The 22,217-nt window shown below is 71.3% G+C and carries 25 protein-coding genes; 21 read left to right on the top strand and 4 right to left on the bottom strand.

Annotated elements, in window-relative coordinates:
• Positions 1 to 14 precede the first annotated feature (14 nt).
• Together D7Y13_RS06150 and D7Y13_RS06145 are read left to right on the top strand one after the other, a co-directional pair.
• The gene (locus D7Y13_RS06150; RefSeq protein WP_120582998.1) at positions 15 to 1,091 is read left to right on the top strand and encodes an acyl-CoA dehydrogenase family protein; all 1,077 of its coding nucleotides are present in this window, start codon (positions 15 to 17) and stop codon (positions 1,089 to 1,091) included.
• Between the two features lie 11 nt (positions 1,092 to 1,102).
• Positions 1,103 to 1,564 (top strand): PaaI family thioesterase, encoded by a 462-nt coding sequence (locus tag D7Y13_RS06145; protein WP_120582988.1) that lies wholly within the window; start codon positions 1,103 to 1,105, stop codon positions 1,562 to 1,564.
• A 2-nt stretch (positions 1,565 to 1,566) separates the two neighbouring features.
• Here D7Y13_RS06145 and D7Y13_RS06140 read toward each other — a convergent pair whose 3' ends face one another.
• Positions 1,567 to 2,493 carry a LysR family transcriptional regulator gene (locus tag D7Y13_RS06140; protein WP_120532418.1) on the bottom strand — a complete coding sequence of 309 codons (927 nt, stop codon included), beginning with the start codon at positions 2,491 to 2,493 and terminating at the stop codon, positions 1,567 to 1,569.
• A 75-nt stretch (positions 2,494 to 2,568) separates the two neighbouring features.
• Between D7Y13_RS06140 and D7Y13_RS06135 the strand changes: the two genes are divergently transcribed.
• The 7 genes from D7Y13_RS06135 to D7Y13_RS06105 all read left to right on the top strand — a co-directional run bounded on the left by D7Y13_RS06135 (position 2,569) and on the right by D7Y13_RS06105 (position 8,988).
• The gene (locus D7Y13_RS06135; protein ID WP_120532417.1) at positions 2,569 to 3,189 is read left to right on the top strand and encodes a luciferase domain-containing protein; all 621 of its coding nucleotides are present in this window, start codon (positions 2,569 to 2,571) and stop codon (positions 3,187 to 3,189) included.
• 29 nt (positions 3,190 to 3,218) lie between these two features.
• Entirely contained in the window at positions 3,219 to 4,094 is an 876-nt protein-coding gene (locus tag D7Y13_RS06130; protein ID WP_120582989.1) for an NAD-dependent epimerase/dehydratase family protein, read from the top strand.
• Between the two features lie 242 nt (positions 4,095 to 4,336).
• Entirely contained in the window at positions 4,337 to 5,527 is a 1,191-nt protein-coding gene (locus D7Y13_RS06125) for a hydroxymethylglutaryl-CoA synthase (RefSeq protein WP_120532415.1), read from the top strand.
• Between the two features lie 64 nt (positions 5,528 to 5,591).
• The gene (locus D7Y13_RS06120) at positions 5,592 to 6,218 is read left to right on the top strand and encodes a YceI family protein (RefSeq protein WP_120532414.1); all 627 of its coding nucleotides are present in this window, start codon (positions 5,592 to 5,594) and stop codon (positions 6,216 to 6,218) included.
• Between the two features lie 49 nt (positions 6,219 to 6,267).
• Complete coding sequence (locus D7Y13_RS06115) at positions 6,268 to 7,191, top strand: hypothetical protein (RefSeq protein ID WP_120582990.1); 924 nt, start codon at positions 6,268 to 6,270, stop codon at positions 7,189 to 7,191.
• Between the two features lie 34 nt (positions 7,192 to 7,225).
• Positions 7,226 to 8,059: a hypothetical protein gene (locus tag D7Y13_RS06110; RefSeq protein ID WP_120532412.1), complete on the top strand. Its 834-nt coding sequence runs from the start codon at positions 7,226 to 7,228 to the stop codon at positions 8,057 to 8,059.
• 17 nt (positions 8,060 to 8,076) lie between these two features.
• Positions 8,077 to 8,988 (top strand): DMT family transporter, encoded by a 912-nt coding sequence (locus D7Y13_RS06105; protein WP_158620322.1) that lies wholly within the window; start codon positions 8,077 to 8,079, stop codon positions 8,986 to 8,988.
• A 17-nt stretch (positions 8,989 to 9,005) separates the two neighbouring features.
• Here the strand turns inward: D7Y13_RS06105 and D7Y13_RS06100 are convergent, their stop codons facing one another.
• Both D7Y13_RS06100 and D7Y13_RS06095 read right to left on the bottom strand, forming a co-directional pair.
• Positions 9,006 to 10,295: a universal stress protein gene (locus tag D7Y13_RS06100; RefSeq protein WP_120532410.1), complete on the bottom strand. Its 1,290-nt coding sequence runs from the start codon at positions 10,293 to 10,295 to the stop codon at positions 9,006 to 9,008.
• Positions 10,296 to 10,591: 296 nt separating this feature from the next.
• On the bottom strand, positions 10,592 to 11,608 hold the full coding sequence (locus D7Y13_RS06095) for a 2-hydroxyacid dehydrogenase (protein ID WP_120582991.1): 1,017 nt from the start codon (positions 11,606 to 11,608) through the stop codon (positions 10,592 to 10,594).
• Between the two features lie 247 nt (positions 11,609 to 11,855).
• Here D7Y13_RS06095 and D7Y13_RS45655 point away from each other — a divergent pair, with 247 nt between their 5' ends.
• The 8 genes from D7Y13_RS45655 to D7Y13_RS06055 all read left to right on the top strand — a co-directional run bounded on the left by D7Y13_RS45655 (position 11,856) and on the right by D7Y13_RS06055 (position 19,050).
• On the top strand, positions 11,856 to 12,194 hold the full coding sequence (locus D7Y13_RS45655; RefSeq protein WP_120532408.1) for a hypothetical protein: 339 nt from the start codon (positions 11,856 to 11,858) through the stop codon (positions 12,192 to 12,194).
• On the top strand, positions 12,191 to 13,237 hold the full coding sequence (locus D7Y13_RS06085; RefSeq protein ID WP_147444250.1) for a hypothetical protein: 1,047 nt from the start codon (positions 12,191 to 12,193) through the stop codon (positions 13,235 to 13,237). Before D7Y13_RS45655 ends, D7Y13_RS06085 begins: the two co-directional genes overlap by 4 nt.
• A gap of 41 nt (positions 13,238 to 13,278) precedes the next feature.
• On the top strand, positions 13,279 to 13,557 hold the full coding sequence (locus D7Y13_RS06080; RefSeq protein WP_233595400.1) for a TraR/DksA C4-type zinc finger protein: 279 nt from the start codon (positions 13,279 to 13,281) through the stop codon (positions 13,555 to 13,557).
• A 38-nt stretch (positions 13,558 to 13,595) separates the two neighbouring features.
• A complete protein-coding gene (locus tag D7Y13_RS06075) occupies positions 13,596 to 14,981 on the top strand; it encodes a sigma-54-dependent transcriptional regulator (protein ID WP_120582993.1) in 1,386 nt (461 codons plus the stop codon).
• 34 nt (positions 14,982 to 15,015) lie between these two features.
• Positions 15,016 to 16,203: a sensor histidine kinase gene (locus D7Y13_RS06070; protein WP_370451645.1), complete on the top strand. Its 1,188-nt coding sequence runs from the start codon at positions 15,016 to 15,018 to the stop codon at positions 16,201 to 16,203.
• Positions 16,203 to 16,904 carry a response regulator gene (locus D7Y13_RS06065; protein ID WP_120532404.1) on the top strand — a complete coding sequence of 234 codons (702 nt, stop codon included), beginning with the start codon at positions 16,203 to 16,205 and terminating at the stop codon, positions 16,902 to 16,904. The genes D7Y13_RS06070 and D7Y13_RS06065 overlap by 1 nt, the downstream gene beginning before the upstream one ends.
• Positions 16,901 to 18,034 (top strand): sensor histidine kinase, encoded by a 1,134-nt coding sequence (locus D7Y13_RS06060; protein WP_120582994.1) that lies wholly within the window; start codon positions 16,901 to 16,903, stop codon positions 18,032 to 18,034. The genes D7Y13_RS06065 and D7Y13_RS06060 overlap by 4 nt, the downstream gene beginning before the upstream one ends.
• A 131-nt stretch (positions 18,035 to 18,165) precedes the next feature.
• The gene (locus tag D7Y13_RS06055) at positions 18,166 to 19,050 is read left to right on the top strand and encodes an acyl-CoA desaturase (protein ID WP_120582995.1); all 885 of its coding nucleotides are present in this window, start codon (positions 18,166 to 18,168) and stop codon (positions 19,048 to 19,050) included.
• A gap of 6 nt (positions 19,051 to 19,056) precedes the next feature.
• Here the strand turns inward: D7Y13_RS06055 and D7Y13_RS06050 are convergent, their stop codons facing one another.
• On the bottom strand, positions 19,057 to 19,656 hold the full coding sequence (locus tag D7Y13_RS06050; protein ID WP_120582996.1) for a hypothetical protein: 600 nt from the start codon (positions 19,654 to 19,656) through the stop codon (positions 19,057 to 19,059).
• A gap of 249 nt (positions 19,657 to 19,905) precedes the next feature.
• On the opposite strand from D7Y13_RS06050, the gene D7Y13_RS06045 reads away from it, so the two are divergent.
• The 4 genes from D7Y13_RS06045 to D7Y13_RS06030 form a co-directional block, all read left to right on the top strand.
• Positions 19,906 to 20,625, top strand: coding sequence for a DUF6585 family protein (locus D7Y13_RS06045; protein ID WP_233595401.1), 720 nt, complete (start codon positions 19,906 to 19,908; stop codon positions 20,623 to 20,625).
• Between the two features lie 28 nt (positions 20,626 to 20,653).
• On the top strand, positions 20,654 to 21,151 hold the full coding sequence (locus D7Y13_RS06040) for a hypothetical protein (protein WP_120538226.1): 498 nt from the start codon (positions 20,654 to 20,656) through the stop codon (positions 21,149 to 21,151).
• A gap of 142 nt (positions 21,152 to 21,293) precedes the next feature.
• Positions 21,294 to 21,950: a hydrolase gene (locus tag D7Y13_RS06035; protein WP_120538227.1), complete on the top strand. Its 657-nt coding sequence runs from the start codon at positions 21,294 to 21,296 to the stop codon at positions 21,948 to 21,950.
• A gap of 17 nt (positions 21,951 to 21,967) precedes the next feature.
• A partial coding sequence (locus D7Y13_RS06030; protein ID WP_120630643.1) for a DUF1427 family protein occupies positions 21,968 to 22,217 on the top strand: 250 nt, incomplete at its 3' end.

The following is a 22,217-nucleotide window of genomic DNA, read 5'->3' as shown; positions in this document are numbered from 1 at the left end:
TGGGCACGGACGCCATGACGCAAGCCTTCCGGGAGCAGGTGCGCGCCTTCGTCAACGACCATGTGCGGCCCGACGTGGACGCCTGGGAGCGCGAGGGTGCGTACCCGTTGGAGCTCTACCGCCAGGCGGGCCGCGCGGGCCTGCTGGCCCTGGGGAAATCCCCGGAGCAGCTCCCCGACGACCCCCGGGCGCTGGCGGTGCTGGTGGAGGAGCTGACCCTGGGCGGCGCCCAGGGCATCACCATGGGGCTGGCGTCGCACTTCGTCAGCCTCAAGGCGGTGCAGGGCAGCGACGCGCAGGTGGCGGCCCGCGTGGTGCCGGCGGTGCTCAAGGGCGACCAGGGCATCGTCCTGGCGCTGACCGAACCCCAGGCGGGCTCCGACCTGCGCGCCTTTGAATGCCGGGCGGAGTCGCGCGGGGGCGAATACCGGCTCACCGGGGAGAAGAGCTTCATCTGCAACGGCGGCCGCGCGGACCTGCTGCTGGTGGGCGCGGTCCACGAGGGCGCCCTGGCGCTGTTCCTGGTCGAGGCAAAGGCGCCCGGGGTGAGCAGCACGCGGCTGGCGTGCCTGGGCTGGCGGTGCCTGCCGCTCGCCTCGCTGCGCTTCGAGGCGGCGCCCGCGCGGCTCCTCATCGCCGGACGCGAGGCGGGGCGCCTGCTCCAGACGTGCCTGCAGCAGGAGCGGCTGAACCTGGCGGTGATGGCGGTGGCGTCCGCGGAGCTGGCGCTGCGCGACACGGTGGCGCACTGCCGCACGCGCCGGGTGGGCGGCGAGGCGCTGCTGGACAAGTCCGTCCTGCGCCAGCGCCTGGCGGAGCGGCACTCTGAATTGAGCGTGGTGCGGGTGTACGTGGAGCAGGCGGTGCGCTGGCAGGCGGAGGGACAGCTGTCCCCGGCGCAGGCCGCCATCGCCAAGAACTCCGCGGTGGACGTGCTGGAGCGCATCGCGCACGACGCGGTCCAGTTGCATGGGGCGCACGGCTGCGTCGAGCCGGCCCGGGTGGAGCGCATCTACCGCGACGCGCGGCTGCTCGGCATTGGCGGGGGCGCGCGGGAAGTCATGCTGGAAGTCATCGGACGGGCCTTGTGACGGGAGACACGATGAAGGACCTGAGTGAACACGCCCGGGCGCACTCGCAGGCGCTCCTGGAGCATGCGTACCAGCGCTATTGCGGCCTGCGCCTGATCGAGCAGCGCGCCGGCTTCTGCCAGTGCCGCCTGCGCGTGACGGAGGCCATCGACAACCTGAGCCACACCCTGCACGGCGGGGTCATCTACTCCATGCTGGACGTGGTCAGCATGCTGGCCACCCTGCCCATGCTGGGGCCCGACGAGTACGCGCTCACCAACAGCTTCAACAGCATGATGATGTCGGCCACCCCCCTGGGCGCGGAGGTGCTCTTCGAGGCCCACGTGCTGCGCAGCGGCCGCAACCTCATCTTCACCCAGAGCCAGGCCTGGAAGATTGCGGACGACGGCCAGCGCACGCAGATCGCCTCCGCGCAGCTGAGCAAGTTCCGCATGCGCGTCGACTGGCAGGATGGCGCGGCCCGCACGGGCTGATTTCAGCCGCGCTTCCCCCCTGCGGCGTGACTCCAGCCCGTGTCGCTCGCGAAGCGCCGGGCCAGGAAGTCCACCCACGCGCGGATCTTCGGAGTGATGGTGCGCCCCGGCGCGTGCACGGCCCAGATGGACAGGTCGGGCAGCGCGTAGTCATCCAGCACCTCCACCAGCTGTCCGCCCCGCAGCTCCTCCGCCACCGCGAACAGCGGGAACTGCCCGATGCCGGTGTGCCCCAGCACGGCCATCTTGAGGGCCAGGCTGCTGTTGGCCTGCAGGGGCCCGGTCGTCTCCACCAGGGACTCCTCGCCCCCGGGCCCGCGCAGCTTCCAGGCCGTGCCGGAGGCCAGGTAGGTGTACTGCACGCACCGGTGCTGCTTCAGGTCCTCGGGCCGGTGCGGCGTACCGTGGCGGTTCAGGTACGCGGGCGTCGCGCAGATGACGCGGCGGCTGGACGCGAGCTTCCTCGCCACGAGGGAGGAGTCCGGCAGCGTCGCGATGCGGATGCAGACGTCGAAGCCGTGCTCCACCAGGTCCACCACGCGGTCATCCAGTTGGATGTCCAGGTCGATCTCCGGGTAGCGCTCCAGGAACTCCGGCATCGCGGGCACCACCTGCATGAGCCCGAAGGTCATCGGCAGGCTCACGCGCAGGCGTCCGCGCGGCTTGCTCCGCAAGAGCAGCACCTCCGCCTTCGCCGCCTCCAACTCGTCCGTCATCCGCTGGCACCGCGCCGCCAGGGCCCGCCCCTCCGCCGTCGGCGACAGCTTGCGCGTGGTGCGGTGCAGGAGCCGGACGCCCAGCGTGCTCTCCAGCAGCATCACCTGCTTGCTCACGGTCGCCTTCGACAGCCCCAGCGATTTGGCCGCCACCGTGAAGCTGCCGGTCCGCACCACCTCGGCGAACGTGAAATAGGGCGCGACGTGCTCCATTGGTCACCTCCAGGAAACAATCCTTTTCCCTCCTGCGCGTAGTGTCCAGTCGTCAACCCGCTCTATAGGGAAGTCATGGTTTCCCGAGGTCCGGTCCTCCGGGTGCACGTGGCGCTGTTCCTGGCCGCGACGGCCTGCACCCCCCCAGCGAATGAAGTGCCTCGCGCCGAGGCGGCGGGCGTGTCGCGGGTGCTGACGTCCACGGCGCCGGAGCCGTCCTTCCGGCTGGCCGCGCGCAAGGGCCCACGTCCGGAGACGAGCGACGCGCCTCCGGGCACGCCGCTGGCGCACCGGCAGTTGAGCCAGCAGTCCCCCACGGACATCCAGGAGCGCCTCTTCACCCGCGCGGCGGCGCTGCCGGACGTGACGGTGGCGCCCAGCGGCATCTCCGTGCCGGGGGCGCGTGCGTTCTGGCTGCGGCCGGAGTCCGTGCGAGGCCCCCGGGCGGCGTTCCAGGTGGGGACGGAGTTCGCGCACATCCACCCGGCGGAGGACGGCAGCCTGCACCTGAAGTTCCCGCCGGAGCTGGCGCGGCAGGTGTTCCAGCAGGGCTGGGGCATGCCGCATCCGCGCTCGGGAACGCCGATGCTTTTCGGACCTCGCGACGCGGACGAGCTTGAGGTCGTGTGGCAACTGCTGTTGCGCTCCTACGCCTGGGCCCATGACGGCCAGGTGGTGGGAGTGACTGTCGAATGACTCAACCTGAACTTGAGAAGAGGCGGAACATGAAGATCCTTGTCACGGGCGCGACGGGCTACATCGGCGGGGCGGTGGTGGATGCGCTCAAGAAGGCGGGCCACCAGGTCCTGGGCCTCGCGCGTTCCGAGGATGCGCGCAACAAGCTCACCGGCCGGGGCGTCCAGGCCGTGGCGGGCGACCTCGCGGACACCGCGGGGCTGGCCGCCCTGGTGAAGAACCTGGACGCGGTTGTCTGGACGGCGACGACCAACAGCGAGGCCGTGGACGCGCCCGCCGTCGCGGCGGTGCTGGACGCGCTCAAGGGCACGAACAAGACCTTCGTCTACACCAGCGGCGTCTGGGTGCACGGCGACACGCGCGGCGACATCGTGAACGAGGACACCCCGCTGAGCGCGGCGGCGCTGGTCGCCTGGCGCCCGGCCGTGGAGCAGCGCACGCTGAACACGGCGGGCGTGCGCGGCATCGTCATCCGTCCGGGCATCGTCTACGGGCGCGGCGCCGGCATCCCCTCCATGCTCAGCGCGTCCGTGAAGGACGGCGGCGCCGCCCGCTTCATGGGCACGGGTGAGAACCACTGGCCGGTGGTGTTCGTGGAGGACCTGGCGGACCTCTATGTGCGCGCCGTCGAGCAGGCCCCCGCTGGCACCGTGCTGGTCGCCGTGCAGGGCCCGCCCCTGAAGGTGAAGGAGATCGCCGCCGCGGCGAGCGAGGGCGCTGGCGCGGGTGGCAAGACGGTCGCGTGGCCCCTGGAGGAGGCGCGCAAGCAGTTTGGCGCCTTCGCCGACGCGCTGGCCCTGGACCAGAAGTTCTCCGCGCAGAAGGCGCAGACGCTGCTGGGCTGGGCGCCCAAGGGCCCCGGCATCATCGACGAGCTGCGCACCGGTTCCTACGCGCGACGCTGAAGCAGGCGGCTTTCGCTCGCGCGCCGGTGCCTCCAACACCGACGCGCGCGCAAAGCGCCTCCACCGGAAAGCGAGGGCTTCCGGTCCGGATGTGAAGGCGGCGTCCAGGGGCGGGGGTGGGGCCCCCGCGAGCGCCGGCCCGCCTTGAAGCAATGACACACCCGCAATCCCATCCACCGCGTCCGCGGTGCACGGGAGGCGTGTGCTTGAAGCAATCAACCGAAGAACCCGAGGGGGAAGTCATGCAGGTGGGCCTGGAAGCAATCGGTGTCGCGGTTCCTGACACGTATGTGGAGTTGGCGGACCTGGCGATGGCGCGCGGGGTCGCGCCCGGCAAGTACGTGGACGGCCTGGGCGTGACGCGCATGGGCGTGCCGCTGGTGGACGAGGACACGGTGACGCTGGCGGCCCGCGCGGCGCGGATGGCGCTGGAGTCCGCGCGCTGCTCTCCCGACGACATCGGCCTGCTGGTGGTGGGCACGGAGACGGCGGTGGACCACTCGAAGCCGGTGGCCTCCTACGTCCAGGGCCTGCTGGGCCTGTCCACGCGCTGCCGCATCTTCGAGACGAAGCACGCCTGCTACGGCGGCACTGCGGCGCTGCAGATGGCGCTGGACTGGGTGCGCTCCGGCAGCGCGAAGGGCCGCAAGGCGCTCATCGTGTGCTCGGACATCGCCCGCTACGGCGTGGGCACGCCGGGCGAGCCCACCCAGGGCGCGGGCGCGGTGGCGATGCTGGTGTCGGACCACCCCAGCCTCGTCGTCCTGGAGGCCGGCAAGACGGGCGTCTACTCCAAGGACGTGATGGATTTCTGGCGTCCGCTGTACTCGAAGGACGCGCTGGTGGACGGGCACTACTCCGTCCAGTGCTACCTGGACGCGCTGGAGGGGGCCTACCGCGCCTACCAGGAGGCCGCGGGGGACGCGGGCGGGGAGGGCGCCTACAGCGACCGCTTCGCCGCGCTCGTCTACCACGTGCCCTACGGGAAGATGTCCCGCAAGGCGCACCGGCACCTGCGCACGCTGGACGGGGACGCCGCGCCGGATGCCAGCTTTGATCGGCTGGTGGGCCACAGCCTGGTGATGCCCTCGCAGGTGGGCAACATCTACACGGGCTCCATGTACCTGGCGCTGGCGAGCCTCCTGTCGTCCGCCCCGGAGGACCTGACGGGCAAGCGCGTGGGCCTGTTCTCCTACGGCAGCGGTTCCTGCGCGGAGTTCTTCAGCGGCGTGGTGCAGGACGGCGCCCAGGCGCGCGTGAAGGCGCTGGGCCTGGAGGCGAAGCTCGCGCGCCGCCGCGCGCTGTCCATCCCTGAATACGAGGACGTGATGCGCGCTCGCGAGCACCTGGACGAGCGGCCCGCCGCGGACGCCGCCGGCTCCGGCTTCCGCTACCAGGGCACGCGCGACCACAAGCGCATCTACGCGACCTGATTCCTGGCGGCCCTCCGCGGCGCGGGGGGCCTGCCGTGATTGTTTCCCATTGGAGAGCAACACCATGACGTCGTTCCTCAAGTCCCTCGCCATCGTCGCCCTCGCCGTTCCCTCGCTCGCCGCCGCCACCGAGTACGAGATCCACCCGACGAACTCGTCCGCGCTCTTCTCCGTCAAGCACATGATGGTCTCCAACGTGCGGGGCTCCTTCTCGAAGGTGACCGGCACGGCGAACATCGACGAGAAGGACATCACGAAGTCGACGGTGGAGGCGGTCATCGACGCGACGACCGTCACCACGAACGACACCGGTCGTGACGAACACCTGCGCGGGCCCGAGTTCTTCGACGTCGCGAAGTTCCCGACCCTCACCTTCAAGTCCACCAAGGTGGAGAAGTCCGGTGACGGCCTGAAGCTGACGGGCAACCTCACCATCCACGGCGTGACGAAGCCCGTGGTGCTGGAGGCCGAGGGCTTCACCGTGGAGTCCAAGGACCCGTACGGCAACCTCAAGCGGGGCGGCAGCGCCACCACGAAGGTCAACCGCAAGGACTTCGGCCTGACGTGGAACACGGCCCTGGAGACGGGCGGCGTGGCGGTGGGCGAGCAGGTCTCCATCACGCTCGAAATCGAGCTGGTGAAGAAGCAGCCGAAGCAGCCGGTGAAGTCCGCCGCCAGCACCACCCCGTAGCGCCGCCGTCAACGGCGGTCTTCCCCTCTTCCCCAAGGGAGTTGGTGTCATGGCTCGGACCAGCGCGCATCCCCCGGCCAGCCGTCAGGTCGGACTTGAGAATCGGCGGCGGCAGTGCGCCGCCTGTGGCGGGCCGGCGCCCGCGGACTATCGGGCGCGCCGCAACGTGGTGACGCTCAACGGCGTCGTCGCGCTCAAGGTGCAGGTGCGCGTGTGTCACCGCGAGGGGTGTCCCCTGCGCCTGAAGGCCATCCGCGCGGAGGAAGAGGGGCTGTGGGTCCTGCCGGAGCACGAGTTCGGCCTGGACGTCATCGCGCTCATCGGGGCGCTGCGCTACCAGGAGCAGCGCAGCGTCCCCTCCATCCACGCGGCCCTGCGCGCGCGGGATGTCCCCATCTCCGAGCGCAGCGTCACCAACCTGTTGGACCGGTACGACGAACTGCTGGCGCTGCGGCTTTCGGACTGCCTGCGGCTCAAGGCGGTGACGCAGAAGCTGGGCCGGGTGGTGCTGTCCATGAGCGCCCTGCGTCCGGAGGTGGGCAACCAGGTGCTGTGGGTGGCGCGGGAGTGTCTGTCCTCCGAGGTGCTGGGGGCCTGGAGCCTGCCCGAACACCGCGAGGAGGAGCTGGTGCCGCGCTTCCAGGAGATGTCGCGGTCGCTGGACGTGCCGGTCGTCGGGGTCGTCTCCGACGGGCAGGGGCCCGTGGTGCGCGCCGTGACGGAGGCGCTGCCGGGCGTTCCGCACCAGCTGCGCCAGTCGCACGAACGCTTCGACGCGGCGCGGCCCCTTCCGGAGACGGAGCCCGTGTCCGTGAAGGTATTAGCGGTGCCCGCGTGCGAGCCGCACGCGGTGCCGTCCCCTCCGGCGGGGCGCGAGGCCTTCGCCACGCTGTGCGCGGCCGCCCTGCTGGGCCGGGAGCTGCTGCCGGAGCTGTTCCAGTTCGGCGCCGCGTACGCGCCCCTGGCGCTCTGAACCCTTTTCTTCCTTTTTCCAGCGGTCCCCCTTCATGACTTCATTCCTTCGCGCCCTTGGCGCCGCCGCGTTCCTCCTCGCCGCCCCAACGGCCCTCGCGCAGGGGCCCGCGCCCCGTCCGCCCAATGCCCTGCTGTATGAGACGTATGCCTATTCCGGGTCGCTCAACGGGCAGCCCACCACGGTGTTCGCCCCGGCGCTCTCCGCGTCCGTCGCGCTGTCGGACAGGCTGAGCCTCAACGCGGCCTGGCTCTTCGCCTATGCCCCGTCCCGCGCGGGAGGGCCCACCGCGTTCCAGGCGGGCAATCCCTCCGTGGGGCTGGGCGGCGTGCTGAGCGACGACGGCGCGTTGAAGGTCCGCACGGGTGGCAACCTGGTGCTGCCCTTCACCCTCATCACGGACCCGGACGACTTCGGTTCGGCGCTGCTGCGGCGCGCGGCCACGCTGCGGGGCAACAGCGGCTTCAGCCTGGTGAACCCGGGGCTCGTCGGCCTGACGCCGTGGGTGGACGCGACGCTGAAGACGGGGCGCTTCCGCTTCGGCGTGGACGGGCGCATCCCCATGTCCGCCCAGCTCTCCGAGAAGCGCGGGCAGCGCGTGGACGCGGTCTTCCAGTTCTCCGGCTCCGCCGCCATGGACGTCACCTCGCACGTCCTCGTGGGGTCCACCTTCCAGGCCATCTACCTCGCGACGGCGGTGGAGGGGGCGGACCCCACCTTCCTCGCGCTCATCCCCCATGCGCGCTTCTACGGCTCGGCGGGCTTCGTGGAGGCCCGGCTGGTGATGAACCTGGATGCCCCGCTGGGCTTCGCCTTCTCCGACAACGGGCTCTGGGCGGCGGCGCTGGCGCTGGGCACCACCTTCTGATGAGCGACCCCGTCCCGATGAGTTCCCCCTCCCTGGTCGGCTCGCGGCTGCGGCAGTGGGGCGACGCGCCCCTCTTGCTGCTCATCGCCACCGGGATGTTGCTGGGCAGCATGCTGCCCATGTCCCGCGTGGCGCGCGCGGAGGGCTGGTCGCCCCTGGCCTTCGCCTTCTGGCCCGCGCTGGGCAGCGGGCTGGTGCTGGCGTTCGCCGGCGGCCGGAGCCTGAGCGGCACCCCGGAGGCGCGGCCCGTGCTGCTCTACAGCCTGATCGCCGGCGTGCTGAGCGTGGCCGTTCCCAACAGCGTCACGTTCATCGTCATGCAGTTCGTGGGCACCAGCGTGACGTCCCTGGTGTACACGCTGCCGCCGCTGTTCACGTATGCCTTTGCCTGGGGCCTGGGCATCGAGCGCTACCGGCCGCTGCGGCTCGCGGGCATCGTGGTGGGGCTGGTGGGCGCGGCCCTCCTGGTGCTGGGCCGGAGCAGCGCGCCGGGCACCGGGTCGTCCTGGTGGCTGGCGCTGGCGCTGTGCACGCCCATCAGCATCGCGGCCGGCAACGTGTACCGGAAGCTGCGCATGCCCAAGGGCGTGCCCGCGAGCCTGCTGGCCGGCGGGATGCTCCTGGGGGGGGCGCTGGCGCTCCTGCCGCTCCTGGTGATGAACGGGGGGCTGCCGCGCCCCGGCATGGCGGGGTGGGGCGTCATCCTGGCCCAGTGCTTCTTCACCAGCCTGGGCTACCGCGTGTACTTCCATTTCCAGAAGGTCGCGGACCCGGTGTACTTCAGCCAGTTCGGCTACGTCGTGTCCGCCACCGGCGTGCTGTCCGGGCTCGTCTTCTTCAACGAGCACCTGACGCTGCCGATGCTGCTGTCCATGGGCGTCATCCTGGCGGGCATCGCCATGGTGAACGCCCGGCCTCGGGCGGCCTGAGCCTCACCCGGAGGCATTCAGCGCGCGGGGGGCCGCAACACCAGCACGGGACGACGACTCTGGGCGAGCACCTGGCGCGTCACCGAGCCGAGCAGGGCCTCCTTCAGTCCTCCGTGTCCGCGCGAGCCCATGCAGAGCAGGTCCGCGTCCAGCCGCTCGGCGGCCTGGGTGAGCATGGCCGCCACCTCCCCCGCGACAAAGACTTCCGCCTGCACGCGCACGTGCCGCTGCTCCAGTCCTCGCGGCACGCGCTCCAGGAGCTGCCGCTCGAGGTCGCGCTGCTCTTCCGGGGTGAGGGGCTCCTGCACCACCGTCACCAGATGCACCTCGGCGCCCTGCGGTGCCAGGGCGAAGGCCAGGGGAATGGCTTCGTCGGCGAGCGGGGACAGGTCCGTGGCCACCAGCAGCCGCCGCACCTGGGGCAGGGGGGCCTCGCCTTGCGAGGCCGCGTCGCGCACCGGCACCGCGACCACCGCCATGGGCGCGAGGCGCAGCGCGTGGTGCGCCACCGACGCGAGGTTGCCCAGGGCGGTGTGGTGGTGCGTGCCCAACACGAGCACATCCGCCTCCTGCTCCTGGGCCAGGTCCACCAGATGGTCGGCCGCGCGGCCCACGCCCTGGCGCAGGTGCACCCGCACCGGCTGCCCCGCTCCCGCGTCCGCGAGCGTGGCCACCTCGCGCGACAACATGTCCCGCAGCAGCGGACTCGCGTCGTCCATCGTGGCCGGCACGGGCAGCCCCAGCCGTTGGCACTGCTCGTAGACGTAGTAGACGTTGCCGGCCATCAGTTCGAGGGGGCCGTACCGGCCCAGCTCCGTCAACCAGCCGCGGGCGGCCAGCGTGCCCCGCGAGCGGTCCACCCCCAGCATCACGCGCAGGGGCCGCTGGCCCGCGAGCCAGGCCTGGAAGGGCGCCGCATCCCGCACCCTCAGCAGCGGTATCGAGGTGGCCTGGGCGATGCGATCCAGGCTGCCACCCGCGCCGGGGTAGGGCAGCTCGCCGCGCGGCGGCCCCACGACCAGGAGCCGCGCGTCATGTCGGGCACGCAGGTCGCTCAGGGCCTGCGGGGAGGCACTCTCCACCAGCGCCACCTGGACCCGCGCTCCCAGCGCCTCCAGGCGCGCGGCCTCCTCCCGGAGCAGGGCCTGCAGGCCCTCGCGCACGGGTTCGGCCGCGCCGATGAGCTCGTCCGGATGGACCTGGTGCACGAGCAGCAGGGGCTGCTCGTGGCGGGCCGCGAGCAGCGCGGCCACCGTCGCCGCCTGGCGGGCTCCCTCGGAAAAGTCGATTGCGCACAGGATGGTCATGGGCGGACTCCGGATGAAGGGGCGCGTCGCACCTCGGCGCCCGGCCTGACTGCGGTGGGGCGTGCCCCAGCCGCTCCCGGGTTCTTCACGATGCGTGCCGGACGCCTTCGCGGGGGGGAAGGCGCAGGTCGCGCAACGGCTGCGGCCTCCCGCGCAAATCCTGCGCGTCGCGCCGCCGCGTCCCGGTTGCCCGGGGCGGCGTGGGCTTCGCAATCCCGGAGCCTTCCGTAACCGCGCAAGCTCGCGCCGCGCGGCGGCCCCCCGCCCGCGCCGGCACGGCGGGCGCAGTCCCCCGACTACTGCTTGAGCACCTGTTCGGCCTGCACCTGCGTGGGCCCCAGCGGCTCCCCTCGCTCGAAGCGTCCCACGCTCTCCAGCGTGGTCCGCGCGATGGCCCGCAGGGCCTCCTGGGTGAGGAAGCCCTGGTGCGCGGTGACGAGCACGTTGGGAAACGTGAGCAGGCGCGCGAGCACGTCGTCCTGGAGCACCTGGTCGGAGAGGTCCTGGAAGAAGATGCCCTCCTCCTCTTCGTACACGTCCAGGCCGGCGGCGCCCAGGTGGCCCGCCTTGAGCGCGTCCAGCAGCGCGTGGCTGTCGACCAGCGCACCCCGGCTGGTGTTGATGAACATGGCCCCGGGCTTCATCCGCGCGAGCGCGGCCGCGTCGATGAGGTGGCGTGTGCCGGGCGTGAGCGGCACGTGCAGGGAGACGATGTCCGCCTGCTCCAGTGCCTGGGTCAGCGCCATGCGCTCCAGCCCCAGGGCTCGTGCGTCAGCGTCCGACAGCAGGGGGTCCACGCCGAGCAGCCGGCAGCCGAAGCCCCGGAAGATGCGCGCGGCGGCGCGCCCGATGCGCCCCAACCCCACCAGGGCCACCGTCTTGCCGCACAGGTCGAAGCCCACCAGCCCGTCGAGCGAGAAGTTCCAGTCGCGCACGCGCGCGTAGGCGCGGTGCACCTTGCGGTTGAGCGCCAGCACCAGCGCGGCGGTGTGCTCGGCCACCGCCTGCGGCGAATACTCGGGCACGCGCGTGACGGCGAGCCCCAGCCGCGCGGCCTCCCGCAGGTCCACGTGGTTGAAGCCCGCGGAGCGCAGCGCCACCAGCCGGGTGCCGCCGTCCGCGAGCGCTCGCAGGCACGGCCCGTCCAGTCTATCGTTGACGAACGAGCACACGGCGGGAAAGCCCGCGGCCAGCCCGGCCGTCTGCGAGGTGAGGCGCGGCTCGAAGTAGGTGAGGCTCTGGCCCGCCGCGGCATTGGCCTGTTCGAAGGCCGCGCGGTCGAAACGGTGGGTGTCGAAAAAGGCGATGCGCATTTCGGGTCCTCCTCCCGACAACGGCGGTGGCCGTCCGGGGACTTCCCGTCCGGCCATGCATCCGGCGTGCGCGGCGGGACGGGAAGCCCCGGACCGTGCTGGCGCAAGCGCTGCGCGGGCGGCCCGCCTTGCGCGCATTGCTTGCGGCGCGCGGCGGCGGGGCCGGGCGCACAGGGCTGGCACGCCGGATGAATCCCTCAGGCCGGAGCCCCGGGCCGAAGCCCCGGTGCGTGGAAGGCGGACCCGGATGGACGTCCCCCAGCATGTGGTGTCGCGGGAGCTGCTGCCCCGCTGGATGCGCCTGCTCGCGTTGCGGCAACAGCACCAGCACGTGTGGGTGCTGGTCCAGACGGCCCTGTCGCCCGGCCTGCCGGACCCGGCGGTGGCGGCGGAGGCGAAGCACCTGCTGGAGCGGCTGGAGGCGCGGGAGCTGCAGGAGTTCCTCGCGCTGGAGCAGGCCCTGGAGCGGCTCGTCCCCGACGACGCGTCGCGCTGCGAGGTCTGCGGCGGGTGCCTGGAACCCGTGTCCGCGAAGGCGCCCCGTGCGTCCCGGTGTCCCCGGGGTTGCCCGGCGCGGGCACGATGAGTCCTCCGGGGAAGCCCCCCGCCTCCATCGGGTGGCTCGCCTTCGGCTACTTCGCCTGCTACCTGCCCTACAGCGCGCTCACCAAGGCGCTGAGCCTGGGCGCGCTGCCGGGCATGGGCGCGGGGCTGCCGGGCTTCGTGCTGCTGCCCTCCACGGCGGTGGCCACGTTCGCGGGCATGTTCCTGTACCTGAAGGCGACGGGCGGCTTCCAGCACGCGGGCCACCGGCGCTTCGGGCGGTGGCGGCTGCCGTGGCCCGGACGCTGGACGTTCCTGTCGGGCCTGTGCACCACGGGCATCATCGCGACCACCACGCTCGCCTACACGTTCGACGGCACCTCCATCGTCTTCATGATGCTGCTGATGCGCGGCGGGGTGCTGGTGCTGGCCCCGCTGGTGGATGCGCTGAGCGGCCGGCGCGTGGCGTGGCCCTCCCGCGTGGCGCTGGGCCTGAGCCTCCTGTCGCTGCTCGTCGCGACGGGCCCGGGCGCAAGCCCCCACCTCTCACGCGTCGCGGCGCTGGACGTGGCGGTGTACATCGCCAGCTACTTCGTGCGGCTGCGCTTCATGAGCCAGCGGGCGAAGAACGACGCGCCCGGTGCGCGCGAGCGCTACTTCGTGGAGGAGCAGATGGTGGCCACGCCCGCGCTGCTCGTCCTGCTCGCGGCGTGGGCCTGGCTGGGCGTGGGGGGCGCGGCGGCGCAGTTGCGCGAGGGCTTCGTCGGGATGGTGTCGCGCCCCACGCTGCCCTTCGAGCTGGCGGTGGGAGGCTTCTCCCAGGGCAGCGGCATCTTCGGCGCGCGGGTGCTCCTGGATGCCCGGGAGAACAGCTTCACGGTGCCGGTGAACCGCGCGTCCAGCGTGTTCGCGGGCGTGGGGGCGACGCTCTTCCTGGGGCTCTTCCTGGGGCTTCCCGGTCTGGAGGCCACGGACCTGGCGGGCGCGGCGCTGATGTCGGTGGCCGTGGCGGTGCTCGCGATGCCAGGGGTGCTGGCCGCGCGGCGGCGGAGCACCGTGGAGCCCGCCGTCCCCCCCGCACCATGAGCGCCCCGGGCACGCTTCGTGAATTCGTACCGGAAGGACCCATGAGCACCGACCCGATGATCCTCCGGGCGCGGCAGATGCTGCGCTGTCGCCAGGACGCGCTGCGCACCCAGCGGCTGTCCAACGCGCGCGGAGTCCGCTTCGCGCCCCAGGAGTTGGTGGAGGTGGAGGCGGCGCTCGTGCGCATCGACGAGGGGTGCTTCGGGGGGTGTGAGTGTTGCGGTGGCGCCATCGGACGACAGCGCCTGCTCGCCGTCCCGGAGGCGCGCTACTGCCTGGGGTGCGCGGACAGGCGGCGGGCCCTGGCGCCTGGCCGTTGAAGACGTCGCTGCCCGGACAGGTTTGCTAAGCAGGAGCCATGGTCAACGAACGCATCCTGGTGGTGGACGACGAGGCGAACGCACGGCGCGCCATCGCCACGCTCCTCAAGGAAGAGGGCTTCGACGTGCGGGAGGCCCCGGACGGCGAGGAGGCGCTGGGGCTGCTCGCGGACTTCGCGCCCGCGGTGGTGCTGACCGACATGCGCATGCCGCGCATGGACGGGCTGACGTTGATGCGGCGTGCGCGGGAGGGCGGCAGCGACGCGACCTTCGTGGTGATGACGGCGTTCGCTTCGGTGGAGGCGGCGGTGGAGGCGATGCGCGCGGGCGCGGAGAACTACCTCACCAAGCCGCTGGACATCGACGCGGTGCTCGTCGTCCTGGGCAAGACCCTGGAGACGCGCCGGCTGCGGCGTGAAGCCCACCAGCTGCGCGAGCGCGTGGCGGAGCGCTTCCGCGTGGACAACATCGTCGGGGACGCGCCCGAACTCCAGGGCGTCTACGCCCTCATCCAACAGGCGGCACCCACGAAGGCCACCATCCTCATCCTCGGGGAGAGCGGCACGGGCAAGGAGCTGGTCGCCCAGGCGCTGCACAACCTCAGTCCGCGAAAGGAGCGCCCGTTCGTGAGGGTGCACTGCGCGGCGCTCAGCGAGGGGCTGCTGGAAAGCGAGCTGTTCGGCCATGAGCGGGGCGCCTTCACGGGCGCGGTCGCGCGCAAGGAGGGCCGCTTCGAACTGGCGGACGGCGGCACCCTGTTCCTGGATGAGATTGGCGAAATCTCCCCGGCCGTCCAGGTGAAGCTGCTGCGGGTGCTGCAGAGCCGCGACTTCGAGCGCGTGGGCGGCACGCAGACGCTGAAGGTGGACGTGCGCATCGTGGCCGCCACCCACCGCGACCTCCAGGCGGAGGTGAAGGCGGGCCGCTTCCGCGAGGACCTCTACTACCGGCTCAACGTGGTGGCGGTGACGCTGCCCCCGCTGCGCCGGCGCAAGGGGGACATCCCCGCGCTGGTGAGCCACTTCCTGGAGCGCTGCAACACGGCCTACGGCAAGCAGGTGACGGGGTTGGCCCCCGGCACCCTGCAGGCGCTGATGAGCCACGACTGGCCGGGCAACATCCGCGAACTGGAGAACGCGGTGGAGCGCGCGGTGGTGCTCGCCCGGGGGGAGGAGCTCACGGCGGACGACCTGCCGCCCGTGCTGCGGGGCCCCCGCCCCAGCGCCGAGTCCAGCGAGCGGCTCATCCCCGGCGCAAGCCTCGCCGCCATCGAGCGCGAGGCCATCCTGCGCACCCTGGAGATGGTGGAAGGGTCCACCAGCCGCGCCGCGGAGGTGCTGGGCATCAGCGTGCGGAAGATCCAATACAAGCTCAAGGCATATGCTGGCGGCGGCACCGGGCAGGACCCCTCCGTTGCCTCCTAGGTCGCCCGCAGAGCGGGCGGAAGGGATGTCTTCCGTGGAGTCCGTGACCCAGAACGTCTTCGAGGAGCTGCAACGCTACGTCGACTTCCGCGCCGACGACGGCGAGGCCCTGCGGGCGCTGCATCCTCGGGTCCAGGCGCACTTCGAGCGCATCGCGGACGTGTTCTACCGGCGCATCCTGGAACACCCGGAGGCGCGCAAGGCGCTGGAGGGCGGCGAGCGCCAGGTGGGCCACCTCAAGGTGACGCTCCAGGACTGGATGGATTCGCTCCTGCTGGGGCCCTGGGACGCGGCGTACTTCGAGCGCCGCTGCCGCATCGGCCGGGTGCACGTGCGCATCAGCCTGCCGCAGCACTACATGTTCGGCGCCATGAACCTGCTGCGACAGGCGCTGACGGACGTGCTGGAGTCGTCGCTGCGAGAGCAGCCCGACGAGGCCGCCCGGCTGCGGCGCGCGCTGGGGAAGATCCTGGACCTGGAGCTGGCCATCATGCTCCACACCTACCGCGAGGACCTGCTGGCCCAGGCCGCGCGCGCCGAACGGCTCGCGACCTTCGGGCAGCTGGTGGGCTCCATCGGGCACGAGCTGCGCAATCCGCTGGGCGTCATCGAAACCTCGCTCTTCATCCTCAAGGGCCGCCCCGCCGCGCAGGAGGACCCGCGCGTGGCGAAGCACCTGGAGCGCATTGGCGAACAGGTGGACGTCGCGAACCACATCGTCACGAGCCTGTTGGACATGATCCGCGCCCGGCCGCTCACCCACGCACCGGTGCGTCTGGAGGAGGTCTGGACCTCCGCGCTGGGAGCGGTCGTCCCCCCGGCGCGCGTGCGCGTGAGCGCACGGGGACTGGAGGCGCTGCCCCCGCTGCGAGGGGATCCGGTGCAACTGCTCCAGGTCTTCGTCAACCTGCTGGACAACGCCGTGCAGGCCCTGGGCGACGCCGCGGGCGAGGTGCGGCTGGAGGCGGCCCTGGCGGAGTCCGGCGCGCGCGAGGTGTGGCTTGTCCTGGAGGACAGCGGTCCGGGCCTGGAGCCCGCCATCCGCGCGCGCGTCTTCGAACCCCTGATGACCACCCGGGCGCGGGGACTGGGGTTGGGGCTCGCGCTCGTGCGGCGCATCCTCGAGCGCCACGGTGGCGGCATCGAACATGCTCCGCGCGAGGGCGGACTCGGAGGGGCCCGCTTCGTGCTGCGCCTGCCCCTGCCTCCGGAGGCCTCCTGATGGGCCGCTTCCTGGTGGTGGATGACAACCGGGCCTTCGCGGAGAACCTCGCGGAGATCCTGGAGGATGCGGGCCATGTGGCCACGGTGGTGGTCTCCGGCGAGGAGGCCCTGGCGGCCGTGCGCGCGCGGCGCTACGACGTGCTGCTCACCGACATGCGCATGCCCGGGATGAGCGGCGCCGCGGTGGTGCATCAACTCCGGCGGGTGGACCCCGGCCTCGCGGCCATCATCATCACGGCGCACCCGGGGGAGGCCGAACTGGAGTGGGCGCGCGGCCAGGGGGTGCTCGCGGTGCTGCCCAAGCCCGTGCCCATGCCCACGCTGGTGGAGCTGCTCGCGCGGGCGCGGCGCGATGGGCTGGTCGTGCTGGTGGAGGACGACCCGCACCTGCTGGACAACCTCGCGGAGGTGCTGCGCGCCCGGGGCTTCACGTCCGTGTCCGCCAGCTCGGTGCCGGAGGTGGCGCGGCTGGGGGACGTGAGCCCCTTCGCCGCGCTCGTGGACCTGCGCGTGCCGGGGGGCCCCGACGGCGAAGCGCTGCGCTGCGTGCGCGAGCGCTTCCCGGGACTGACCCTCTTCGTGGTCACCGCCCACCCGGACGCCCTGCCCGGTGACTTCGACGGCCGGCTGGTCCGCAAGCCCTTCGACACCGGAGGGCTGCTCGCCGCGCTCGAACGGGTGCACGGGGGCCGCGGATGAAGAGGTCCCTGACACCGGAGACCCGAGCGCCGTACCGCCCCCGCGTGCTGGTGGTGGACGACAACGCGGCCCTGCTGGACAACATGGTGGAGCTGCTGGGGGACGAGGGCTACGAGGTCGCGAGCGCGACCAGCTGCGCGGGAGCGCTGGAGCGGGCGCGGGACGGCTTCGATGTCGCGCTGGTGGACGTGCGGCTGCCGGACGGGGAGGGCACCGGGCTGGCGCCCCGGCTCAAGGAGCGCGTGCCGGACGGCGAGGTGGTGCTGCTCACCGGCCTGGGCATGTTGGAGGCGGCGGTGGCCGCGGTGCACGCGGGCGCATGCGCGTACCTGCTCAAGCCCTGCGCCACGCCGGAGCTGCTGCTCACCCTGGAGCAGGCGCTGCGGCAGGTGCGGCTGCACCGCGAGAAGCGGGAGCTGGCCCGTCGCGCGCAGGTGACGGAGAAGCTCGCGGCGGTGGGCACGCTCACGGCGGGCCTGAGCCATGAAATCCGCAACCCGCTCAACGCCGCCGCGTTGCAGCTCACCGTGCTGGAGCGGCGGGTGCGACGGCTGGAGGAGGGCGTCCAGGGGCCGCTGCTGGAGCCGCTGCTGCTCGTGCGCGATGAGATCCGCCGGTTGGATCACATCCTGGAGGACTTCCTGCAGTTCGCCCGCCCCCGGGATTTCCTGGCGAGCCCGGTGGAGGTGGCGCCGCTGCTGGAGCGGGTGCGCAGCCTGTTGTCGGGACAGGCGGAGCAGCGGGGCGTGGCGCTGGAGGTGGAGCTCACGCGGGTGGTGGCGGTGCGGGGCGACGAGGAGCGGTTGCGGCAGGTGCTGCTGAACCTCGCGCTCAACGCCCTGGAGGCGACGCCCCCGGGAGGTCGGGTGCGCTTCAGCGCGAGCCCGCACGGCGACGAGGCGGCGCTGTGCGTGGACGACAGCGGCCCGGGCATCGCCGCCGCCGTGCAGGCCCGCCTCTTCGAGCCCTTCTTCACCACCAAGGCGCGCGGAAGCGGGCTGGGGCTCTCCATCGTGCACGCCATCGTCACGCAGCACGGGGGCACCATCACGGTGGGGGATGGGCCGCTGGGCGGCGCGCGCATCACCGTCCGGCTCCCCACCATGGTGGGGGGAGCCCACGACGTCTAATGCCTGCCACGAGGCCGGTGCATCCGCGCGCGACCGGAGGTCGGGCGGCGGGGGCTCGGGCGGTTAACAAGTCAGCGTGGTCATGGAGCGCCGAAGTGCGTCCTTCTGGGACGACGAAAGGCAGCATCCCCATGTTGACCGAAACAGCAGCAGCCGTGTCGGGGCGCCCGCTGGTGCCCCCGTCGGTGGGTCGGGTCCGGTTCGACGCGTTCAAGAGCCTCTGGCTCTGGGCCATGCTGGTGCCCGGCCTCGTCTTCGGGATCCCCGCCGTGACGCCCGCGACGCTCACGGCGTCCCTGGTGATGGCCTTCCTGACGCTGTGCCTGGGCCACTCGGTGGGGCTGCACCGCGGCGTCATCCACCGCACCTTCCAGGCAAGCCCGGTGGTGGGTGGGGCGCTGCTCTACCTCTTCGTCCTGAGCGGCCTGGGCGGGCCGTTGTCGTGGGCGCGGCTGCACGCGGTGCGCGACCACTGGCAGAACCAGGAGGACTGTCCGCCGTACTTCGCGTACCGGCATTCGGTGTGGCGCGACTTCGTGTGGAACCTGCACCTGCGCTTCGACGCGGCGGATGACCGCGCCCTTTCGCGGCTGCCTCCGGGCCTCTTCGAGGACCGGTGGCTGCGATTCCTGGAGGGGACGTGGCCCCTGCACGTGCTCGCGCTGGCGGCGGTGACCTTCGCGGTGGGTGGGCCGGGCGCGGTGGCTGTCTTTGTCTGCGCCCGGACCGCGGGCGGCATCCTGGGGCACTGGTTCGTGGGCTACGCCGCGCATGTCTGGGGTGAGAAACGGCACGTCATCCCGGGCACCACGGAGAGCGGCACGAATGTCTGGCTTCTGGGCGTGCTGTCGTTTGGCGAGGGCTTCCACAACAACCACCACGCGTTCGCCCACTCGGCGCGGATGGGGATGCGGCCGGAGGAGCTGGACCTGGGGTGGCTGAGCCTCCGGGGGATGGAGGCCTGCGGGCTCGTCCACTCGCTCCAGGCCTGGGACCGCCCCGCGAGGCCTTCGTGAATCGGGTCAGCGCAGGACGGAGAGTCCTTCCTGCAGGTCCTTGTGGAGGGCCTCGCTCAGGATGAAGCGGCCGCCCTTGCCGACGAGGTGCGGCTTGAGGGCCTTCCCGTAGTCGCCGACCTGGGTATCCGCCTTGACCTCCCGCCAGGTCTCATCGTCCGTGATGAGGGTTTCCACCGCGAGTGCGCCGAACTCCACCTGGTGGCCTTCCTCGATGAGGATCTTCGCGCTCAGCGTCCCGCCCACGTGCAGGGTGTCCTGGTCGAACGAGTTGGCGTACAGCACGTGCGCCACCTCCAGGTTCCCCGTGACGTGCACCTCCGAGCCGCAGACCATGTCCCGCGCGCGCAGGTTTCCCAGGACGTAGAGCTTCGAGAAATCGTCCTCGTTCTCGAACGAGTCCGCCAGGCAGCCGGCGACCGCCATGTCCCCGTTCACGATGACGACCTCGTTGCTGTCGAGCTGGAAGTCGCCCGGCATCGCGAGGTTCCCCCGGTGGAGCACGAACTGGAGCTGATCGTCGTCCTCATCGAAGGGGGTCGCGAGGATGTCCGCAAGAAGCTCGTTCGCGCGCTTGGAGTCGATGGGTTCGAAGTCGTTGGACATGGGGGGACCCTAGCCGAGAAGTCCCACCTTTCGGGGGGATGATTCGCGGCGCACGCCTGCTTCCCGGTGCCGTTAGGAATAACGGAACTCCGCGAAGAACAAACATAGACGGTCTCAGCCCGTGAGAAGTCGCGAACCGGACGAAAGACATCGCGCTGACACATGCGATTGTTTATAGACGTGCGGACGCGTCGCTGTGGCTCACGAAGCCCCGACCCCGGCCCATCCCCGGCCCGTCTGGAGGCTTCGGTGAAACGCACGCACTCGTTGGTCTTCCCCACGCCCGTCCTCTACTGGTTCTTCGCGGGCCTGGTGCTGAGCTACCTGGTCGTGGCGATGCTCCTGGCCCCGGCGGGGGTGCACCTGCTGCCGCTGGACATGGTGGTCAGCCTGCTGCGCGGCAACATGGGGTTCTTCATCCTGCTGTTCGGCCTGCCCTGTGGCATCTACCTCATCGGCTGGCGGGCCAGTGACCTCTTTGTCTGGATGCGCGCGCCGCACTCCCTGTCTCTGGACGACCAGGGCCTGCGCGCGGGCGCCGTCCACATCGCCTGGCGGGACGTGGAGTCGGTGCTCGAAATCCAGAACCACGACCGCATCGTCCTGCGGCACCGGGGCGGCAGCTACAAGCTGCGGCTGAACCTGTGGAGCGACGCGGAGGCGCTGCACCAGTCGGTGATGGAGCACGTCGTGCCGGAGCTGCTGGAGCGCGTGCACCAGCAGGTCGCCGACGGACAGCCGGTGCGCTTCGGGCCGCTGACCCTGGACGACGCGGGGTTGACGCACAAGGGCCGGCGGATGCGCTGGGAGGAGATCGAGAGCATCCGCGTCCAGGATGAGTTCGACACCGGCGTATCGACCCGCGAGCTGGTCATCGTCGCGCAGGGCAAGCCCCGGAAGATCGACGAAGCGAAGATTCCCAACGCGCCAGTGCTGCTGGCCTACCTGTCAGACCGCCTGGCCGGCTGACCTCACCCCCAACACCGGGCATCACCTCATGGAAATCTACCGCAACCCCCAGACGAAGAAGAAAGCCGAACAGCCGCACGCGGTCTACAACTCGCGCCTCAAGCTCATCGCGGGCGCGGTCATCTGGGCGCTGGCGCTCGCCTTCTTCGGGGCGCTCACCTACCGGTCGCTGGGGGAGACGGGCGCGATGGCCTTCTTCGGCTTCGTCACGCTGGCCGCGGGCTGGATGTTCTTCAACTGCGTCAAGGGCCTGGGCAGCCTGGACAAGCCCGCGCTGTTGATTGGCCGGGACGGCATCCGCTTCAATGACGGCGTGCTCATCGCCTGGGACGAGATGAAGGAGAACCTCTACGTCGACCAGAGCTACATGGGCATCCCCATCCTGAAGATGGTGCAGATCAAGACCACCCTGGCGAAGCCCAAGGTGAAGAAGCAGCGGGTCTCCGCGCTCGCCATTGACAGCGACGAGTACCTGGCCCTGTGCGACAACTACAGCCAGGGTGTGATTCCGGCCACCACGCGCTGAGTGTGGGTCAGGGAGGGTGCGAAGGCTTGTCTGTCTTTCGTGCCATCTCCCCAATTGATACAAATCATCTGCCATTTGCTGATTGTGGATGTGTCTTGAAAAAGAGAGGGTGTCGCCCTTCCACGGAAGAAGGGCACCCCTCATGGCCACCGCGACCGCAGCTCCTGGCAAGACGCTTCTCACCCCCAGCGACCACACGCTCATCCTCATCGACTTCCAGCCGCAGATGGCGTTCGCGACGCACTCCATCCACGCGAACCAGCTGCGCACCCACGTGTCGCTCATCTCTGGCGCGGCGCGGGTGTTCAACGTGTCCACCATCCTGACGACCGTCGCGGAGAAGTCCTTCTCCGGCCCGATGTTCACGGAGATCAAGGAGGCGTTCCCGGAGGAGGTGGCCATCGACCGCACCTCGATGAACACCTGGGAGGACCCCCGCATCGCGGAGCGGGTCAACGCCATCGGCAAGTCGCGCATCGTGCTGGCGGGCCTCTGGACGTCGGTGTGCATCGTCGGTCCCGCGCTGTCCGCGCTGGACCAGGGCTTCGAGGTCTATGTCATCGCCGACGCGTGTGGTGACGTCTCCACGGAGGCGCACGAGCGGGCGATGGCGCGGATGATCCAGGCGGGCGTCCGGCCCATGACGTCGCTCCAGTACCTCCTTGAGCTGCAGCGCGACTGGGCCCGGAGCAAGACGTACGACGCCGTCGTGAACCTGGCGAAGGAGTCGGGCGGCGCCTACGGGCTCGGCCTGCTCTACGCGAAGACGATGTTCGGCGGTGGCGAGGGCGGTCACTGACCGTCCGTCTTCCGGCCATGAAAATCTATCTGGTGTCGCTCGCCGCGGGGGCGCTGATGGGCCTCCTCTACGGCCTGCTCGGTGTCCGCTCCCCGGCGCCGCCCCTCGTCGCGCTGGCGGGGCTGCTGGGCATCCTGATTGGCGAGCAGCTGGTGCCCGTCGGTCGCCGGCTGCTGCGCCGGGAGCCGCTCACGGCGGCGTGGATCGCCGAGGAGTGCGTTCCGAAGGTCACCGGTGTGTCCCCCGCCCCCCCGGGGGATGCTCCAC

Origin of the sequence: Corallococcus praedator, assembly GCF_003612125.1 — a bacterium.
In the GTDB taxonomy this organism is placed as follows: domain Bacteria; phylum Myxococcota; class Myxococcia; order Myxococcales; family Myxococcaceae; genus Corallococcus; species Corallococcus praedator.
This window is presented reverse-complemented; position numbering and strand designations above follow the sequence as displayed.

Coding starts and splice junctions, on each gene's coding strand:
- D7Y13_RS06105 (WP_158620322.1), top strand. CDS start 8,077: ATGAGTTCCCCCTCCCTGGTCGGCTCGCGGCTGCGGCAGTGGGGCGAC.
- D7Y13_RS06150 (WP_120582998.1), top strand. CDS start 15: ATGACGCAAGCCTTCCGGGAGCAGGTGCGCGCCTTCGTCAACGACCAT.
- D7Y13_RS06110 (WP_120532412.1), top strand. CDS start 7,226: ATGACTTCATTCCTTCGCGCCCTTGGCGCCGCCGCGTTCCTCCTCGCC.
- D7Y13_RS06065 (WP_120532404.1), top strand. CDS start 16,203: ATGGGCCGCTTCCTGGTGGTGGATGACAACCGGGCCTTCGCGGAGAAC.
- D7Y13_RS06145 (WP_120582988.1), top strand. CDS start 1,103: ATGAAGGACCTGAGTGAACACGCCCGGGCGCACTCGCAGGCGCTCCTG.
- D7Y13_RS06075 (WP_120582993.1), top strand. CDS start 13,596: ATGGTCAACGAACGCATCCTGGTGGTGGACGACGAGGCGAACGCACGG.
- D7Y13_RS06055 (WP_120582995.1), top strand. CDS start 18,166: ATGTTGACCGAAACAGCAGCAGCCGTGTCGGGGCGCCCGCTGGTGCCC.
- D7Y13_RS06140 (WP_120532418.1), bottom strand. CDS start 2,493: ATGGAGCACGTCGCGCCCTATTTCACGTTCGCCGAGGTGGTGCGGACC.
- D7Y13_RS06135 (WP_120532417.1), top strand. CDS start 2,569: ATGGTTTCCCGAGGTCCGGTCCTCCGGGTGCACGTGGCGCTGTTCCTG.
- D7Y13_RS06060 (WP_120582994.1), top strand. CDS start 16,901: ATGAAGAGGTCCCTGACACCGGAGACCCGAGCGCCGTACCGCCCCCGC.
- D7Y13_RS06115 (WP_120582990.1), top strand. CDS start 6,268: ATGGCTCGGACCAGCGCGCATCCCCCGGCCAGCCGTCAGGTCGGACTT.
- D7Y13_RS06080 (WP_233595400.1), top strand. CDS start 13,279: ATGAGCACCGACCCGATGATCCTCCGGGCGCGGCAGATGCTGCGCTGT.
- D7Y13_RS06125 (WP_120532415.1), top strand. CDS start 4,337: ATGCAGGTGGGCCTGGAAGCAATCGGTGTCGCGGTTCCTGACACGTAT.
- D7Y13_RS06100 (WP_120532410.1), bottom strand. CDS start 10,295: ATGACCATCCTGTGCGCAATCGACTTTTCCGAGGGAGCCCGCCAGGCG.
- D7Y13_RS06130 (WP_120582989.1), top strand. CDS start 3,219: ATGAAGATCCTTGTCACGGGCGCGACGGGCTACATCGGCGGGGCGGTG.
- D7Y13_RS06085 (WP_147444250.1), top strand. CDS start 12,191: ATGAGTCCTCCGGGGAAGCCCCCCGCCTCCATCGGGTGGCTCGCCTTC.
- D7Y13_RS06040 (WP_120538226.1), top strand. CDS start 20,654: ATGGAAATCTACCGCAACCCCCAGACGAAGAAGAAAGCCGAACAGCCG.
- D7Y13_RS45655 (WP_120532408.1), top strand. CDS start 11,856: ATGGACGTCCCCCAGCATGTGGTGTCGCGGGAGCTGCTGCCCCGCTGG.
- D7Y13_RS06050 (WP_120582996.1), bottom strand. CDS start 19,656: ATGTCCAACGACTTCGAACCCATCGACTCCAAGCGCGCGAACGAGCTT.
- D7Y13_RS06035 (WP_120538227.1), top strand. CDS start 21,294: ATGGCCACCGCGACCGCAGCTCCTGGCAAGACGCTTCTCACCCCCAGC.
- D7Y13_RS06095 (WP_120582991.1), bottom strand. CDS start 11,608: ATGCGCATCGCCTTTTTCGACACCCACCGTTTCGACCGCGCGGCCTTC.
- D7Y13_RS06120 (WP_120532414.1), top strand. CDS start 5,592: ATGACGTCGTTCCTCAAGTCCCTCGCCATCGTCGCCCTCGCCGTTCCC.